The 16918-nt window shown below is 71.4% G+C and carries 9 protein-coding genes; 6 read left to right on the top strand and 3 right to left on the bottom strand.

What is annotated here, in order from left to right; all coding sequences use genetic code 11:
• The first annotated feature begins 2 nt into the window (after positions 1-2).
• The 5 genes from ACFY4B_RS11410 (at position 3) to ACFY4B_RS11390 (ending at position 14373) form a co-directional block, all read left to right on the top strand.
• Entirely contained in the window at positions 3-1235 is a 1233-nt protein-coding gene (locus ACFY4B_RS11410) for a cytochrome P450 (protein ID WP_380742868.1), read from the top strand.
• On the top strand, positions 1232-1924 hold the full coding sequence (locus tag ACFY4B_RS11405) for a formyltransferase family protein (RefSeq protein ID WP_387967334.1): 693 nt from the start codon (positions 1232-1234) through the stop codon (positions 1922-1924). Before ACFY4B_RS11410 ends, ACFY4B_RS11405 begins: the two co-directional genes overlap by 4 nt.
• Positions 1925-2568: 644 nt before the next feature.
• Complete coding sequence (locus tag ACFY4B_RS11400; RefSeq protein WP_387967332.1) at positions 2569-6963, top strand: LamG-like jellyroll fold domain-containing protein; 4395 nt, start codon at positions 2569-2571, stop codon at positions 6961-6963.
• A gap of 106 nt (positions 6964-7069) precedes the next feature.
• Positions 7070-13588: an RHS repeat domain-containing protein gene (locus ACFY4B_RS11395; RefSeq protein WP_387967328.1), complete on the top strand. Its 6519-nt coding sequence runs from the start codon at positions 7070-7072 to the stop codon at positions 13586-13588.
• A gap of 2 nt (positions 13589-13590) precedes the next feature.
• Complete coding sequence (locus tag ACFY4B_RS11390; protein ID WP_387967326.1) at positions 13591-14373, top strand: hypothetical protein; 783 nt, start codon at positions 13591-13593, stop codon at positions 14371-14373.
• A gap of 85 nt (positions 14374-14458) precedes the next feature.
• Here ACFY4B_RS11390 and ACFY4B_RS11385 read toward each other — a convergent pair whose 3' ends face one another.
• On the bottom strand, positions 14459-14833 hold the full coding sequence (locus ACFY4B_RS11385; RefSeq protein WP_387967324.1) for a winged helix-turn-helix domain-containing protein: 375 nt from the start codon (positions 14831-14833) through the stop codon (positions 14459-14461).
• Positions 14830-15465, bottom strand: a complete 636-nt coding sequence (locus ACFY4B_RS11380; RefSeq protein ID WP_387967322.1) for a hypothetical protein — start codon at positions 15463-15465, stop codon at positions 14830-14832. The genes ACFY4B_RS11385 and ACFY4B_RS11380 overlap by 4 nt, the downstream gene beginning before the upstream one ends.
• A 210-nt stretch (positions 15466-15675) precedes the next feature.
• On the opposite strand from ACFY4B_RS11380, the gene ACFY4B_RS11375 reads away from it, so the two are divergent.
• Complete coding sequence (locus ACFY4B_RS11375; protein WP_387967319.1) at positions 15676-16269, top strand: DUF4291 domain-containing protein; 594 nt, start codon at positions 15676-15678, stop codon at positions 16267-16269.
• Between the two features lie 52 nt (positions 16270-16321).
• Here ACFY4B_RS11375 and ACFY4B_RS11370 read toward each other — a convergent pair whose 3' ends face one another.
• The gene (locus ACFY4B_RS11370; protein ID WP_387967316.1) at positions 16322-16837 is read right to left on the bottom strand and encodes a DinB family protein; all 516 of its coding nucleotides are present in this window, start codon (positions 16835-16837) and stop codon (positions 16322-16324) included.
• Between the last annotated feature and the right edge of the window lie 81 nt (positions 16838-16918).

Genomic DNA, 16918 nt, shown 5'->3' with positions numbered 1-16918 from the left:
GCATGAGCACACCGGCACTGGACACCGTGGACCTGGGCGACCCGGCCACCTTCGCCGACCACGACCTCGACGGGTTCTGGCGCACCCTGCGGGACACCGCGCCGATGCACTGGAACCCGCCGGTCGACGGCCGCCGGGGGTTCTGGGTGCTCTCCCGCTACGACGACATCATGGCCACCTACCGGGACAACGTGAACTTCACGTCCCAGCGCGGCAACGTGCTCGTCACCCTCCTGGAGGGCGGCGACGCCGGGGCCGGCCGGATGCTGGCCGTCACCGACGGGCCCCGGCACCTGGAGCTGCGCAAGATCCTCCAGCGCGTGCTCTCGCCGCGGGTGCTCGACGAGGTCGCGCGGACCGTCCGGGTCAACACCCGGCAGTGGATCCGCGAGGCGGTCGGCTCCGGCGGCTGCGACTTCGCGGAGCGGATCGCCTCGCGGATCCCGATGACCACCATCTCCAACCTGCTCGGCGTCCCCGAGCGGGACCGGGACTACCTGCTCAGCCTCACCAAGACGGCACTGTCCGCGGACGACGAGGACGTCGACGAGGTCGACTCCGAGATGGCCCGCAACGAGATCCTGATGTACTTCATGGACATCGTCGAGGAGCGGCGCGAGGCACCCGGCGACGACGTGATCAGCATGCTGATCGGCAGCGCCGTCGACGGTGTGCCGCTGTCCGACGAGGACGTCGTGCTCAACTGCTACAGCCTGATCATCGGGGGCGACGAGACCAGCCGGCTGACGATGATCGACTGCGTCCGCACCCTCGCGGCCCACCCCGAGCAGTGGCGCCGGCTCAAGCGGGGCGAGGTCGCGATCGAGACGGCCGTGGACGAGGTGCTGCGCTGGGCGTCGCCCACCATGCACTTCGGGCGCAGCGTCGAGCGGGAGACCGAACTGCACGGCGTACGGCTGCGGCCGGGCGACATCGTCACGCTCTGGCACGCCTCCGGCAACCGGGACGAACGGGTCTTCGCCCGGCCCGGGGAGTTCGACCTCGGCCGCACCCCCAACAAGCACCTGGCCTTCGGCTACGGCCCGCACTTCTGCGTCGGCTCGTACCTGGCCAAGGTGGAGATCGCCGAACTGCTCAAGGCCCTGCGGGACTTCACCCTCGGGTTCGAGCAGACCGAGGAGGCGCTGCCGATCCGGTCCAACTTCCTGACCGGGTTCTCCACCATGCCGGTGCGCTTCACGCCCGACCACTCCGGACTGAGAGAGTGCGGATGAACATCTACATGTCAGGACAGGGGGCGTTCGCGGTCCAGGTCGCGGAAGCCCTCCTGGACAAGGGGCACAAGATCGTCGGCGCGGCCGCGCCCCGGCTGCGCAAGGGGAAGTCCGACGAGAGCGACGCGATGTCCTGGGACCGCCTGCGCGCCTGGGCGTTCCCCCGGGACATCCCCTGGACGGACTCGCTCGAACTGCGGGCGATGCACATCCCGGACGGGGTGGACGTCATCCTCGCCGCGCACTCGCACGCCTTCCTCGGCAGGAGGACGCGCGCCCGGGCCGGCCTCGCCACCATCGGCTACCACCCCAGCCTGCTGCCGCTGCACCGCGGCCGGGACGCGATCCGGTGGACCATCCGCGACGGCGACAAGGTGACGGGCGGGAGCGTCTACCACCTCACCGAGCGCACCGACGGCGGCCCGCTCGCCGCCCAGGAGCACCTGCTCGTGCCCCCGGGCTCGACCGCGCAGAGCCTGTGGCGCGACCACCTGGCGCCGCTCGGCGTGCGACTGCTGCTCAAGGTGGTCGACGACCTCGCCGCCGACCGGCGGATCGAGGTGCCCCAGGACGAGAAACTGGCGACCTGGGAGCCCGCGATGGACACCCAGCCGCTGTTCAAGCCCGAGCTCATCGCCCTGCCGGGCAGCGCCCGGGTCGACGGCAGCGCGCGGGCGCTGCACGAGTGAGAGCCGTGTAGCGCCGCGACGGCCGAATTGCCGCGATCAACTCCTCAGGTGCCCCCGGGTGTTCGATACTCCGGGGGCACCTCTGTGCTTTCGGAAAGCCGGAGTTGGCAATTCTGCTGCCCATTTCTCCGACAACTCCACTGCGGTAAAGCCTGGTTATCCGACCTGACGGCCAGCCAGCAAGAATCGGATTTCCCGCGCCGAACCTCGCAAGAACGACCTTTCGGATCCCGGGAACCGTATGGCCCCGCCGAGCGTCCCGCCTCGCGCCCGCCCCCCGGATCCCGCCGCGAGACCCATGGTGACCAGCGGAGATTGCCCGATGGAGCGTCGTCGATCCGGCGGCCGGAGCGGCGCCCCGGTGCCGTGCGTCACCGTTCGCGACCGCCGGACGTGCCTCGGAGGCAGGCCGGCGACCGCCCCTCGGGGCGTGATTTACCTCACACCCGAGTGGTCGGTTCATCCGTTTTCACCCGAGCTGCCCCCCGTCTGACAGGGCCGCAGCAAGGGCTCTTTTCTCATGCATTTCTGATGAAGCGTTGACAGCTCTTTTAGGTGTCCATAAAGATCCGCTCAAACTTCGCCCACATTCCGGAAGTCGGAGCTTACGCACAGTGAGAACAGCAGCAAGACGGTCGGGCAGCATGCTCGCCGCGGCACTCGCCGCGGTCGCGCTCGCCGCGACCGCGGTGGTGCCCGCCGCCGCCGCCGGAGGGACACCTCCCCCCGGCGTGACGGAGCCCCAGGACACCGCCGAGACCCTGGCCGTCCAGGAGGCCGCCCGCACCGGCAAGCCGGTCGAGGTGCTCGCCAAGCGCGGCGAGACCAGCGACACCGTCGCCCAGCCCGACGGCAAGCTGAAGACCACCACCTACGTCCAGCCCAAGCGGGTGCGCAAGAACGGCACCTGGGTCGAACTCGACCCCACCCTCCGGACGCTGCCCGGCGGCGCGATCGCCCCCAAGGGCTCCACCGCCGACCTGACGTTCTCCGGCGGCGGCACCGCACCGCTGGTCACCATGGCCCGGGCCGGCAAGGAGCTGAAGCTCAGCTGGCCCAAGCCGCTGCCCAAGCCGACCGTCAACGGCGCGACCGCCGAGTACGCGTCGATCCTGCCGAACGTCGACCTGAGGCTGTCCGCCACCAGGACCGGGTTCACCCAGGTCATCGTGGTGCACACCGCCGAGGCCGCCAAGAACCCCGAGCTGGACCAGCTCCGCCTCGGCCTCCAGGGCAACGGCCTGACGGTCAGCCAGGAGGCGGACGGCACCCTCAAGGCCAAGGACCCCTCCGGCGGCGGCACCGTCTTCGAGGCGCCCGTCCCGGTGATGTGGGACTCCTCCAAGCCGGCCGGCGCCGCGCCCGCTCCGAGTGCCCCGGCCGCCGCGCCTGCCGCGCCTGCCGCGCCCGCCGCCCCGAAGGCGTTCAAGGCCGCCCCGCAGGCCGCCCCGCAGGCGGCCCCGCAGGCCGAGGCCCCCGCCGCTCCCGCCGCTCCCGCTGCTCCCGCGCCGACCGACCCGGCCGTCGCCGGCTACGGCGACCTGCCCGGCGAGGGCGCCAAGATGACCCGCCTCAAGGTCGAGCTGCCCAAGGACGCCCTGCTGCTCTCGCCCGACCAGGCCATGCTGGACGCCCCGGACACGGTCTACCCGGTGATGATCGACCCGGCGTGGAACACCCCGCACGCCGGCGACTGGGCGGGCGTCTCGCGCACCTACCCGAACCAGGCGTACTGGCACTTCACGTACAACAGCAGCTACGTCCACGACTGGGGCGTCGGCTACTGCGGCGACACCTCCCGCTGCGCGCCGACCGACGTGAAGCGCGCCTTCTTCCAGGTGTCCAACCCGTTCGTCGGCAAGCAGATCCTCGGCGCCACCTTCGGCACCTACGAGAGCTGGTCGTACTCCTGCGACGCCCGGCCCGTCGAGCTGTGGAGCACCGGCTACATCTCCCCCGGCCTGAACTGGAACGCCCAGAACGCCTCCGGGTTCTGGAGCCGCTACCTGCAGACCATCAACACCGCCAAGGGCTGGAGCGGCAACTGCCCCGGCGGCTGGCTGGAGTACGGCGAGACCGGCGCGGTGAAGAACCTCGTCCAGGACGCCGCCAACTGGGGCTGGCCGACCATCACCTTCGGCCTGAAGGCCCAGAACGAGGGCGACACCCTCGCCTGGAAGCGCTTCACCGACGACGCCTACCTGCAGGTGTACTACAACCTGCGGCCGAACCAGATCCCGATGTCCGACATGACGATGTCGCCGGGCTCGGTCTGCCAGTACCCGGGCATCAAGATCAACAAGATGCCGCAGGTCACCACCCGGGCCACCGACCCGGACGGCGAGGCCATCGGCGTGCAGTTCGCGGTCGGCTGGGACGACGGCACCGGCCTGCGCCGGCGCTGGTGGTCCACCGGCTCCGAGGACGCCGCACCGGGGGGCAACACCTTCAAGGCCTCCGGCTCGATCTTCTCCTGGCCGCTGCCGACCGACCTGCCGAAGAACCTCCAGCTCGACTGGGAGGCCCGCGCCTGGGACGGCGCGCAGTGGGGGCCGTGGTCCTCCGACGGTGACCCGACCGGCTGCTACTTCATCGTCGACACCTCCGCACCGGACGGCCCGGCGATCACCTCGGACGCCTACCCCGGCTCCAAGGACGCCACCGCGGCGCTCCCGTGGACCGACGGCGTCGGCAAGAGCGGCCAGTTCACCCTGAAGTCCGCCGCCACCGACGTGGTCAAGTACCAGTGGGGCCTGGACACCTCGCCGTCCGCGGCGAACGAGGTCGCCACCAGCGGCGGCGCCGGCCAGACCGTCCGCGTCCAGCCGCAGACCGCCGGCGTCCACTTCATCTCCGCCCGGGCTGTCGACGGCGCGGGCAACGCCTCCCAGCCCGAGACGTACTACTTCAACGTGCTCACCGGGCAGGCCCAGCGCACCGGCTGGTCGATGGACGACCCGAGCGGCACCAGCGTCACCGGCACCGGCGGCGGCTTCGAGGCGACCCTCGGCTCCGGCGCCACCGCGGGGGCCCCCGGCCACCTCGCCGAGGGCCTCGCCCTCGACGGCACCGCCAACGGCTACGCCGAGACCCAGGGCAACGTGCTGGACACCACCCGCGGCTTCGCCGTCTCCGCCTGGGTCAACCTCACCGGCGACACCAGCCGCAACCGGGTCGCGGTCAGTGAGAACGGCAACTGGGCCGCCCGCTTCGCCCTCGGGCTGATGAACGGCAAGTGGACGATGTGGACCTCCACCCAGGACACCAACGCCGTCTACACCCTGGAGCCCGCGAGCTCGGACACCCCGGTCGTGCTCGGCCAGTGGACCCATCTGGTCGGCGTCTACGACCCGACCGCCAGGACCAGCACCCTGTACGTCAACGGCGTGCCCGGCACCCCGGTGGCCGTCACCGCCGCCTGGGACGCGCGCGGCCCGCTGGAGTTCGGCCGCTCCAAGTGGCACGGCAACTGGACCGACCCGTGGACGGGCTCGGTCGACGAGGTCCGGCTCTGGGACCGCTCCCTGAGCAAGGCCGAGGCCGCCGACGTGGCCGCCGACAAGCAGCTCGCCACCGGCCGCCCCGCGAAGGCGGTCTGGCACCTGGACGGCAGCTCCGCCAAGCCCGTCGGCACCACCGAGACCGACAACCTGACCGCCTACAACGGCGTCGCGCTCGGCCGCCCCGGCATCGCCGACAAGGCGATCCACCTGGACGGCGCGGACGACTACCTGCGCGGCACCCGCCCGCAGGTCGACGGCAGCCGGGACTTCTCGGTCTCCGCGTGGGTGAAGCTGCCCGCGCCGACGCCGGGCGACACCACCCCGAAGATGGCGGTCACCCAGATCGGCCAGCACAACAACGAGTTCTCGCTGTACTACTCGCCCTACTGGGGCCGCTGGATCTTCGGACGCTACAAGGAGGACAGCTCCACCGACACCCTGGTGCGCACCTGGCAGGACGCCTGCACCGCGGGCAGCCAGATCAACGGCGTGCCGTGCTTCACCGGCACCACCGGTGAGTGGACCCACCTGCTGGGCGTCTCCGACACCGCCGCGAAGAAGCTGCGCTTCTACATCAACGGCTTCCTCGTCGGCCAGTCCGACTACACCCAGAACGCGCCGTGGGCCAACCCCGGCCCGATCCAGATCGGCGCCGTCAACCGCGAGGGCGTCAACGGCGAGTTCTTCGGCGGCGAGATCGACGACGTGCGGATCTACGACCGCGTCGTCACCGGCCCCGAGGCCGGCGCCATGGTCCAGCAGCGCCCGCAGCTGGCCGGCCGCTGGAAGCTCAACACCGCCACCAGCACCCCGGCCGATGCCCCGGCCGTCACCCCCGACGAGGGCCCGGCCAAGGCCGGCGCCCAGCTCGGCGGCGGCGCCTCGATCAAGGCCGACGGCGGCCTGTTCCAGACCCCCGGCACCCTGCTGCTGAACGGCTCCACCGGCTACGCGGCCACCGGCTCCGTCCCGCTGCACACCGGCCAGAGCTTCACCCTGGCCGGCTGGGCGAACACGGCGGGCGTCCCGACCCGGGACATGACGGTGCTGTCCGTGGCCGGCGCCAACAACAGCGCGGTCACCCTGCGCTGGCACCCCCTGGGCAACGACGCCAACGGCCAGCCGACCGGTCAGTGGCAGGCCGAGGTCCGCGACTCCGACGCCAACGGCGCGGCGCGCACCCTGACGACCCACACTCCGGCCACCTCCGTCATGGAGAACTGGACGCACCTGGCGGTCAGCTACGACGCCTTCGCGGACCGGCTCGCCCTGTACGTCAACGGCCAGGTCGAGAACCAGGGCTGCGCGGACGGTGACAGGACCTGCACCCCGCACATCTCCTGGACGGGCGCTCCGCAGCCCTACGAGGCGGGCGGCGGCGTGCAGTTCGGCCGTACCAGGGCGTCCGGCGCCTGGGGCGAGTACTTCTCCGGTGAGCTGGACGACGTCTGGCTGTACCAGGGCGTGCTGAGCCCCGCGCAGATCGCCAAGCTGGCCGACTACAACGTCGAGCTGGGCACCTCCACCGGCGTCTGATTCCCCAACCTTCCGTGGGGCGGGGGGGGGGCGGCCCCCCCGCCCCCCGGGCGGCACACCCCGGTTACCCAGAGGGGGTGTTGCCCACAGGTGGCGGGAGAGGGAGGTGCCGAGGCCGACCCGCACCAGGGTGTCCGCGGTCATCGCGGGCACGCTGGTCGGGTCGCTGCTGCCGGCACTGCCGCTGGCCGCCGTCGCGGCGGCCGCGGAACCGTACACCAAGCCCTCGGCGGTCTCGCCCGAGAAGCCGGTCAAGGGCTCGGACGCGAAGGCCAAGGGCCGCAAGGCCGACACCACCGTCAGCACGGTCGACGGCAAGCACGGCGCCCTGCCCGGCGCGGGCAGCGCCACCCTCGACGTCCCCGGCGAGAAGGGCAAGGCCGTCAAGGCCGGCAAGCTGCCCGTCGCCCTCTCCTCCGCCGGCGCGGCGGGCAAGGCCAAGGTCGAGCTGCTCGGCCAGGACGCCGCCGCCAAGGCCGGGATCAACGGCCTGCTGCTGACCGTCTCCGGCGCCGACGAGAACAGCGGCCTGGCCGTCGACTACTCGTCCTTCGCCCAGGCCGCCGGCTCCGGCTTCGGCTCCCGCCTCAAGTTGGTCCGGCTGCCCGAGTGCGCGCTGACCACGCCCGACCTGCCCGAGTGCCGGGTGCAGACCCCGCTGCCGGGCGGCAACGACGTGGCGAAGCAGACCGTCGCCGCGGACTCCCTGACCACGGCCCCGGCCGGGTCGATGCGGCTGACGTCCGCGCCGGGCGCGATGGTGCTGGCCGCCACGGCCGGCAGCGCCGGTCCGAGCGGTGACTACAAGGCCACGCCGCTGACCCCGGCGTCCTCCTGGTCGACCTCGCTGAACAGCGGGTCGTTCAGCTGGTCGTACGACATGCCGCTGACCACGATGCCCGGCGGGCTGACCCCGAAGATCGGGCTGTCCTACAACTCCGGCGCGATCGACGGCCGGACGGCCAACAGCAACAACCAGGCCTCCTGGGCCGGCGACGGCTTCGAGCTCTCCCCCGGCTTCGTCGAGCGCAGCTACAAGGCCTGCGCGGACGACGGGGCGCCCAAGACCGGCACCAACAGCCCGGGCGACCTGTGCTGGGGCACCGACAACGGCACCATCAGCTTCGGCGGCCACTCCGGCGAGCTGATCCCGGTCTCCGGCGACGAGTGGCGGATCAAGGGCGACGACAACACCAAGGTCACCCGCCTGCGCGACACCGGCCGGGGCAACGGCGACAACGACGGCGAGTACTTCCGCGCCACCACCGCCGACGGCACGAACTACTACTTCGGCTACAACCGCCTGCCGAACTGGTCGGCGGGCAAGCCGGAGACCAAGTCCGTCTACACCGTGCCGGTGTACGGCAACAACGCGGGCGAGCCGTGCAACGGCGCCGACTTCGCGTCCTCCTGGTGCCAGCAGGGCTGGCGGTGGAACCTGGACCTGGTGGTCGACGCCCACGGCAACGACATCACCTACTGGTACACCCCCGAGACCAACAACTACGGCCGCAACCTGAAGGCCTCCGACCGCACCCCCTACATCCGGGGCGGCCGTCTGGACCACATCGAGTACGGCCAGCAGCAGCAGGACGTCTACTCGGCCACCGTCAAGCCGATGGGCCGGGTCGACTTCGGCACCGCCGAGCGCTGCCTGGAGTCCAACACCGCGCTCTGCGACCCGGCGAAGATCGACGCCAACCGGCAGTACTGGTACGACACCCCGTGGGACCAGAACTGCAAGGACGGCACCGACTGCACCGGCCAGTCCTCGCCGACCTACTTCACCCGGACCCGGCTGACCTCCGTCACCGCCAGGACGCTCCAGGCCGACGGGAACTACGCCGCGGTCGACACGTGGACCCTGAACCACAAGTGGGGCACCGCCGACTTCGACTACCAGCTGCTGCTGGACTCCATCCAGCACACCGGGTCGTCCGCCGCCCCGGCGATCACCCTGCCGAAGACCGGCTTCGCCTACAAGCAGCTGGCGAACCGGCTCGACAAGGTCGGTGACGGCCGCATGCCGTTCATCAAGCAGCGCCTGGGCACCATCACCGACGAGCAGGGCGGCCAGCTCGACGTCAACTACTCGGCCGCGGCCTGCGACTGGAACGCCCTGCCCACGCCGCAGTCCAACACCACCCGCTGCTTCCCGCAGATGTACCAGCCGTCCAACGACGTGCCGGTGACCACGGAGTGGTTCAACAAGTACGTCGTCGAAGCGGTCATCGCCACCGACCGCACCGGCGGCGCGCCCGACATGGTCACCCACTACAGCTACCTCGGCGACGCCGCCTGGCACTTCGACGACGAGGACGGCCTGACCCCGGCCAAGCTCAAGACCTGGTCCCAGTGGCGCGGCTACGCCCACGCCCGGGTCGAGACCGGCGGCGTCACCGGCATGACCACCCAGGCCGACCACTACTTCCTGCGCGGCATGGACCAGGACCGCGACAACCCCGGTGACAAGAACAGCAAGCGCGGCGTCACCGTGGACGACGGCCAGGGCACCGTCCTGACCGACGACCAGGCCTGGGCCGGCTACGAGTACCGCAGCGAGCAGTACGACAAGCCCGGCGGCGTGATCCTCTCCAAGTCCGTCAGCACCCCGTGGAAGAAGGAGACCGCCAAGCGCTCCAACGACTGGGGCACCACCACCGCCAACCTCACCGGCACCCAGGCGACCCGGTCCTTCACCTCGCTCGACAAGGGCGCCGGAAGCTCCTGGCGCGAGACCCGCACCGCGACCTCGTTCGACGGCTACGGCCGTACGACGCAGACCGAGGACCTGGGCGACGTCGCGGTCGGCACCGACGACACCTGCACCCGCACGACGTACGCGGACAACACCGCGGCATGGATCCTGATCGGCACCGTCCAGGTCGAGACGGTCGCCGCCGACTGCGCGGCCGCCGTGAACCGCGACACCCAGGCCGACGGGACCTCCGCGGTCCTGTCGGACGTCCGCACCCGCTACGACGGCCAGGCCTACGGCGCCGCCCCCGTCAAGGGCGACGCCACCACCGTGCACGTCCTGAAGTCCCGCTCCGGCAACCGGGCCACCTACCTGGACGGGACGACCCACTACGACGCCTACGGCCGTGCCGACGCCACCACGAAGCTGGCCTCCACCACGGTGTTCGACACCACGGGAGCCACGGCACCCGTGACCACCGCCAGCACGCTGGCGCAGACCACCACCACCGGCTTCGCCCCGGCGAACGGCCGGCCGACCAAGGTCACCACGACCGGGCCTCCGGTGGTCGCGGGCAACCCCGCCACCGCCATGGTCTCCGTCGCCGACCTTGACCTGCTGCGCGGCCAGACCGTCGACACCGTCGACGCCAACAACCGCCGCACCGACAGCCTGTACGACGCGCTCGGCCGCACCCTCAAGGTCTGGCTGCCCAACCGGTCCAAGGGGACCGGCCAGACCCCGAACCACGAGTTCGGGTACATCGACAACGACGGCCAGATCCGCGTCATCTCGACGAAGGAGCTCAACGCCGACGGCTCCCAGGCCACCGCGTACACCTTGTACGACGGCTTCGGCCGGATCCGGCAGACCCAGGACCCGGGCGACAACGGCGGCCGCGTCCTGACCGACTCCTTCTTCGACGAGCACGGCCAGGCCGCGCTCGCCTACGCCCCGTACTACGCGACGGGCGCGCCCTCCACCACCTTGTTCAAGGTCGAGGACGCCACCGGCGTCGAGACCCAGACCGCCAACAGCTATGACGGCCTCGGCCGCGTCGTCAAGTCCACCACCCTGGCGGGCAACGGCGTCGGCACCCCGCTCTCCACCACGTTGACCGAGTACAGCGGCGACCGGGTCACCGTCACGCCGCCCACCGGCGGCACCCCGGCGACGACCATCAGCGACGCCCGCGGCCGGACCACCGAGATCCGCCAGTACCGCGGGGGCTCCCCCGCCGGTGACTACGACCGCACCACCTACGCCCACGACGCGGCCGGGCACACCACCCGGCTGACGGACCAGTCCGGCACCCAGTGGAGCTGGACGTACGACCAGCAGGGCCACCAGGTCAAGACCGTCGACCCGGACTCCGGCACGGCGGTCAAGACCTACGACGACCGCGGCCGGCTGGCCACCAGCCGGGACGGCAACAACCAGACCCTGGCGTACGTCTACGACAACCTCGACCGGCAGACCGAGCTGCGCTCCGGCTCCGTGTCGGGCCCGCTGCTCACCTCGCAGACCTGGGACCCGTCCGGCAACAAGGGCCTGATCTCCTCGGCGACCCGGTACTCCACCGTCGGAGGCACCGCGTACCCGTACACGACCACCTGGTCGCTGTACGACGCGCTGGGCCGCGCGACCCGGACCACGCTCAGCGTTCCGTCCGTCCCGGGCCAGGAGGCGCTCGCCGGGAACTACGTCAACGGCACCGTCTACCGGCTCGACGGCAAGCCGCAGAGCACCAGCTACCCGGCGGCCGGCAACCTCGCCGCCGAGTCGGTGGCCTACGGCTACGACGCCCTCACCCGGATGACCACGGCCCAGGGTCTGAGCAGCTACCTCACCGGCCAGACCTACAGCCTGACCAGCAAGCCGCTGCAGAGCACGCTGTCCGACGGGACGGCGAACAAGCAGCTCTACCTCACCAACGCCTACGAGTGGGGCACCCAGCGGCTGGCGTCCAGCCGCACCGACCAGTACGGCGTGGCGAGCCCGCTGCGCGCGGCCGCCTACACCTACGACCAGGTCGGCAACGTCACGTCGATCACCGACACCTCGCGCGCCGGCACCGACCGGCAGTGCTTCCAGTACGACTACCTGGCCCGGCTCACCGAGGCGTTCACCCCGAGCGGCACCGGCTGCCCGGCCACGCCCGACGCCAAGGCGCTCGGCGGCCCGGCCCCGTACTGGACCAGCTGGCAGTTCAACCCCGACAGCACCCGGGACACCCAGACCCGGCACGACACCACCGGAGACCCCGCCAAGGACGTCACCGCCAAGTACAACTACCCCGGCGCGACGGCCGCCCAGCCGCACACCCTGAAGGGCACCAGCGGCACCGGCGTCCTCGCCGAGACCGCCGGCTACGACCCGGCGGGCAACACCATCGCCCGCCACCGGGACCTCGCCGCCGGAGCCACCAGCGACCAGGCGCTGACCTGGGACGCCGAGGGCAAACTCGGCAAGGTCGTCGACACCGTCAAGAACGGGCCCGTCACCAGCACGAAGACGACGGAGTACCTCTACGACCCGGCCGGCAGCCGGCTGACCTCGCACGTCCTGGACAGCGCCAACCCGGGCGCGGAGAGCTGGACGCTCTACCTCGGCGCCACCGAGCTGACCCTGGCCAAGGGCGCCGCCAAGCCCGCCGCCACGCGCTACTACTCGCTGGGCTCGGCGGTCGGCGTCCGCACGGACGACAACAAGGTCGGCTTCCAGGTCACCGACCACCACGGCACCTCCGAGCTCAACGTCGACGCCTCCACCGGCACGGCGGCGCAGCGCCGGACAACCCCGTACGGCGAGCAGCGCGGCGCCGCGCCGGCCTCGTGGGCGGGCAGCCGGGGCTTCCTCGGCGGCGTCAACGAGCCGACCGGGGTGGTCCACCTCGGGGCACGCGACTACGACCCGTCCCTGGGCCGGTTCCTCAGCATCGACCCGGAGTTCAACCCGACCAGCCCCAAGGAGCTGAACGGGTACGCCTACTCGGGCGGCAACCCGACCAGCACCAGCGACCCCGACGGCCGCAAGATGTGCGCCGACGACTGCTCGGGCAACGACATGGCGTTGCACGGCTGGGTCGGCATGAACGGCACGTTCCACGAGCCGACCAAGGGCCCCCAGTGCGTCACCAGCTGTGTCACGGACACCCCCGCCGATGACGGCGACGGCGACGGTGGCGGTGGCGGTGGTGGCGGCGGCGGCGGTGGCGGCGGCGGCGGATCGAAGCCGACCCCGAGCAAGACCACCGTGGGCACCCCCGAGAACCGCAAGCTGTGGTACGAGGCCCGGGTGGCCTGGCTGATGCAGAAGGACAACCCGATCATCGGCGAGTACCTGAACAAGATCCGGGAGATCAACAAGAAGTACTGCCGCCCCTCCGCCAAGGACGGCTGCCAGTTCGCCAACATGGCCCAGGACATCCTCGACAAGAACATGGTCGAGGAGGCCGCCGGCCGGATCGACGAAAGCGCCTCCCCGTTCGACCCCAAGACCTTCACGCGGCTGGCGAAGGGCAAGATCTCCCAGGGCGGATTCAGTCTCGGCGAGTACCGGATCGCGTTCGACCTGGCGCAGGGAGGCCACAAGGTGGTGGCGATCCCCGAGGCAGCGGGCAAGACATCGGACGCCTACGTGGACGGCGTGCCCTCAGAGTTCAAGGCATCTACCGGTAAGAGCGATGACGTCGTCAGGGACCAGCTCAGGGGCGTGACGGAAGGCAAGGGAGCCGTCCGGGCCTATGTGACCGTCGCGGATGGATACAGCGCCAAGACGGCCATGGCCAGTCTCAACAAGTTCCTGACCAACAACACGGCCCACTTCCAGGAGTACCAGATCTGGGCCCGGGGCGACCTCCGGGGCGGCTGGGTGATCAGCGGTAAGATCGGCAGTGAACCCAAGTGCCGTGGCGGGGGGTGCTGAGCATGTCGGTCAATGCGGTGGTCTCCATCCGACGCCTTGACGAGCCCTCCCTCACGGCGGAGGAGATCGCCTCGACCCTCGGCCTCCCGGGCGGTCCGGCGGCGCGAACCTGGCACGAGACGGTGGGACCGGACGGTTCACGGCTCACTCTCTGGCTGACCGCCGAACCCGGTGACGTGTCGGGCCCGGCCGTGGGCGTGACCCACGACAACGGGTACGCGGAGCGCCTGTACGACTGCCAACTCCACGTCGGCGTCGCGGATCTGGCAGGCGAGGACGAGGTCACCGCGCTCCGCTCCTACTGCCGCTTCGCGACCGCCCGGCTGCACGCGGCACTGGGCGGCCTGGAGACGGCCTCCTACATCGACGCCGACGGGAACTACAGCTACCGGATCGATCCGCCGGGGCTGTCGGAGGCCGTAGTCGACCTGCGGCTCGGGAGCGAGGCTCCACTGACCGCACCGGGCTTCTCCCTGGTCGAGGCGGCCAACCGGGCCGCCTCCGGCACCGGACTGGTCTTCACCGAGGACGAGCCCAACCGGCACCTCGCCCCGTCGGAGGACGCGGGTGACTCGGTGGCCTACACCGTGTCGTCCCGTGCGGAGGAACTCCCCTTCGCCGCAGGGGCCCGCTCCGGCGCCGCCGCGGTCGACGCCCGGCAGCTGGACGGGTTCACCGAGCGCCTGCTCGCCGAACTCGCCCGGCACACCGCCGGCGCCGACCTGGCGTGCTGGGTGAACGACCGGCTCTACCGCTACGAGGTGGAGCTGACCCCGCTCGGCTGACCGGACGGGAAACACGCAGGGCGGCAGCACCGGTTCGGCCGGTGCTGCCGCCCTGTGGCACGTCCCGGGGCCTCCCGGGGTGATCTCAGTGGGGCGCCGGGGCGGCTGCCGGGCCGGGGTCGGTCGTCCCGGTGGCTCCCTCGTCGGGTTCCTCGGCTCCTTCGAGGCGGTGGATCAGGCTCCGGAGTGCCGCGATCTCGTCGTGCAGGGCCTTCTTGCCGGCCCTGGTGAGCTGGATCCAGGTGCGGGCGCGCTTGCCCTCGTAGCCCTTGTCGATCGTGACCAGGCCGGCCTTCTCCAGGACGCCGAGGTGCTGGGAGAGGTTGCCGGCGGTGAGGCCGAGGGTGGTCCGCAGGAAGGTGAACTCCACCCGCCGGGCCTCCTTGGCGACCGCGAGGATGCCCAAGCGGACGCGCTGGTGGACGACGTCGTCGAGGCCGCTGGTGGGGTGCTCGGTCATTCGGCCGACCGTCCCTGGGCCCGGTGGTGCAGCAGGGCGAGGGCGACGCCGCCGAGCAGCAGCACGCCGCCTTCCAGCAGCACGCCGGGGAGGAAGGACCACGGGGACAAGCTGGGAAGGTCGTCGGAGGAGAGCATGGCGATCAGGTATCCGCAGGTCACGGCGAGGAGCGGCCAGCTGCGCTCGATCCAGGCGAGCAGCAGCAGCGCCAGACCGATCGTGCCGGCCGGGCTCATCAGCGTGTCGGCGACCGCGGAGAGCGGTCCCGGCTGCCCGTACAGGTCGGCGAGGAAGCCCGGGTGGGACACCGTCCACACCTGGTCGGTGGTCATGAGCAGGGCGAGGACGACGCCCAGCACGAGGTACGGCCGGATCCGGGTGCCCAGGCCGAGCCGGGCGGACCGGCGGAGGTAGAACCAGCTGATCGCGGCGTAGGAGAGCAGCAGCGCCACCGGCCAGTACCACATGGCGGGAGGAAGGGAGTTGACGCAGACTCCGCCCAGGCCGTAGCGGGGCGCGTCGCAGGGGCCCTGGCCGTACCGCACGACCGGTATCGCGCCGAACCTCACGGCGGCGAAGGCCAGGAGCGGGAACCACGCGCCGCGTTGCTCACGGCGGACGCGCTGGATCACGGCCCCGGTCGCTGCCAGGAGGTGCCGGGGGTCGCTTGAGGGCTGAACGGGTTGAGTCGCCATGAGGACCAGGTTTGCATGACAAACCGATTGCGTCCAGAGATCAGTTTGCGAACTGGCCGTACGCGGCGGATGGTTGACGGGCACACACCCCCGCCGAGCTGGGAAAATCGCTGGCGCGAGGTGCGTTGAAGGCCGACCCTGGTCACCGTGTCAGAACCGAAGCACCGGATCCGTGCCCTCCACACCGACTCGACGGTGACCGTCTACCAGGCGTACGCGCCGGAGATCGGGCTGCCCACCGCTCGGGACGGCCGCTTCCCGGCGGCGTGGAAGCGGGACCGGATGACGTGGATCAAGCCGTCGTTCCTCTGGATGATGTACCGCTGCGGGTGGGCGAGGAAGGACGGCCAGGAGACCGTCCTGGCGGTCGAGATCACCCGCGAGGGCTTCGAATGGGCGCTGCGGAACAGCTGCCTGTCCCACTACGAGCGCGGGCTGCACCCCGACCGGGCCTCCTGGCAGCGCCGGTTGAAGAGGTCCCCGGCGCGGGTGCAGTGGGATCCGGAGCGCGATCTGCACCTTCGGCCGCTGCCGTACCGGTCGCTGCAACTCGGCCTGGCCGGGGAGGCGGCCGCGCGCTACGCGGAGGAGTGGATCGTCGCGGTCGAGGACGTCACCGCGCTCGCGCACGCGGTCCACGACCGGGTGCGGGACGGGGAGTTGGAGGCCGCCCGGCAGCTCCTCCCCGCCGAACGCCTCTACCCGGCGGGCGACGCGCTGCTCGCCCACCTGGCCGGCTGAGCCGGCGGGCGCACCCCGCCCGCCGGCTGCGACTGTCAGCCGGCGGCGGGCGTCAGCCGGTGGCCCCGTCGGTGAGCTCGCGGACGATGTCCAGGTGCCCCGCGTGGCGGGCGTACTCCTGGAGGACGTGGAACAGGATCCAGCCCAGGGTGGGCCGCGGGGTGCCGTCGTCGGGGAAGCGGCCGCCGGGTGCGGCGACGGTGGACAGGGGCGTGCCCGACACGACGGCCCGGGTGTGCTCGCCGCCCGCGTGCAGCGCGGCGAGGAGTTCGGCGGCCGTTTCCTCCGGTCCGACGTACCAGCGGTCCTCCGGGCCCCGGTCGCCCCAGGGCGCCGGGACCTGCTCGGCGCGGAAGCCCCAGCGCAGCCAGCGCTGCTCCATGTGGACGAGGTGCTTCAGCAGTTCGAGCATGGTCCATCCGGAGGGGAGCCGGCTGGCGCGCAGCTCCGCGTCGGACATCCCCTCGATCTTGGCGCCGATCACGGAGCGGTAGTAGTCGAGGTAGTCGAGCAACAGCTCGATGGGGTCGGAGAGTTGCTGGTCGGGCTCGGGCAGGGAGATTCCCAATGATGTTGTCAAGCCAGGGCGGTGACGCCTCGTGACTGCCTTACTGCGCTGGGGCGGCGTTCTTGGGCGCAACTGCATCGA

The sequence above is a fragment of the Kitasatospora sp. NPDC001261 genome (genome assembly GCF_042896795.1).
Classification (GTDB): Bacteria; Actinomycetota; Actinomycetes; order Streptomycetales; family Streptomycetaceae; genus Kitasatospora.
Note: the sequence above shows the minus strand (reverse complement) of the source record. Positions and strands in the feature narration are given on the sequence as shown.